Origin of the sequence: Rickettsia australis str. Phillips (assembly GCF_000273745.1) — a bacterium.
Taxonomy (GTDB): Bacteria; Pseudomonadota; Alphaproteobacteria; order Rickettsiales; family Rickettsiaceae; genus Rickettsia; species Rickettsia australis.
This window is the reverse complement of sequence record NZ_AKVZ01000040.1, coordinates 1-1,621: the sequence shown is the minus strand read 5'-3', so window position 1 is coordinate 1,621 and position 1,621 is coordinate 1. Positions and strand designations below refer to the sequence as shown.

The following is a 1,621-nucleotide window of genomic DNA, read 5'->3' as shown; positions in this document are numbered from 1 at the left end:
CTTGTTGTTTACGCTCTGCATCTGTTGCTTCAGCATTCTCTAAGTTTTTTTTAGCTTGTTTTATCTCCTCTTGAGCATCTTCTAGATCTTTTTTGTGTTTATTTTCTAACTCTTCTTTTTGTTTTGTTGCCTTTTTATCATAATCATCATCCCAATCATCATCAGAATCTTCGTCAGAACTATCCGCCTTCCTCTGTTGAGTAATTGTATACTTGAATTTAATACGTTCTAATTTTTGTTCAGCTTTTTTTAGCTGCTCTTGAGCCTCTAATATTTCTTTAGAAATTAGTGGACTAGATTCTGCATTATCGTATTTATTTTCTTTCTTCTTGTTTAAGTACTCTAAAGTTGTTTCTATTTTTTCTACTGCCTTTTTAGCATTTGTGACCATTTCATCTATGTAGTCTTTAACAAGTTTTTCTTGTTGCTTTGCGATTCCGATTTTTTGTAATTCTGCAAGTAGCGTGTGATATTCTTGTTGTTTTGCTTTAAATTGTGATGCGTCTGCAGCTGATGTGAATTTCCCAGATTTATTTTTTTTGCTCTTTAGTGTATTAGTTTTGTCATTTAGTGCATTTAGTTCTGTTATTTCTTCCGGTGATAAATAATTCTGCCAATTCTCATCCATATCATCTTGATATTTTTTAGGTATTATTTTAAATGCTTGGACTGAATTTTCTATTAGTTCTTGTCCTTTTTCTTTTGCTAAGGCTAGTTGATCTTCAGCTCCTTTTAAATATCCTTGGCATGCTGTTGCATTTTTTATTGTATTGTCTTTTAGGAGACTGCTCATTTCACTAAATTTTCTTGTTGCAGCGTTAACTGCTTGCTCTAATTCATGCTTTGCTTTTGTTATCCTGTCAACATTGTGATTATTCTCATCCTGTGCATTTTGATTATCCTCTTTCCATCCTTTATTAGTCTCATCTTGTGTATTTTGATTATCATTTTGGTTATCATTTTGGTTATTTGGATTATGCATATTCTGTCTAACCCTATCCCACGCATTCAAATCTTTTGGTGTTTCTTGCTTTCTTCTTTCTAGCTCTTTTTGTATTGTTTCTGGATTTGATTTCCTTTGTACAAGTGCCTTCTTTAGTGCATCTACAAAAGGATCACCTTCTGTATTTTTGTTTAATTTTTGATTTCGTTCTTGTCTTCGTTCTCTGTCTATTTTTGTTATAAGAGCTTTTCGTATCCTTGTATTATGAGTCAATACGTCTACTATCAATCCTCGTTGTTCTGGAGTAGTGTTTTCTAAACCTTTTTCTAAAGTTTTATTTACAGTTGCATTACTTTCATTGCCATCAATATATATTATAGCTTTAGTTAAATTCTTTATTAAATTTGTTTCTTTATATTTTTGTAATATTCTAGTTAAATCTTGTTCAGTTATCGTACCATCATCTTGGAGAAAAATTTTCTCTAAGATTGCATTATTTAAGTTATTTACTTGCTCTCTTACTTTTTTTTCTGAAAAAGAAACATTTTTTAAGTTTGTGTTGATCTTATTTTCATCAAGTATAAAACCTACTAATTGATTACTTGACATTTTCTCTAATTGCTTAGATAATTCTTTTAGTTTATCTTTTAGTATTGCCTTACTGTATCCGCCTAATAA

The 1,621-nt window shown here is 30.4% G+C and carries 1 pseudogene; it reads right to left on the bottom strand.

What is annotated here, in order from left to right:
- A pseudogene (locus tag A452_RS12295) lies at positions 1-1,621 on the bottom strand (autotransporter domain-containing protein); the annotation flags it as partial.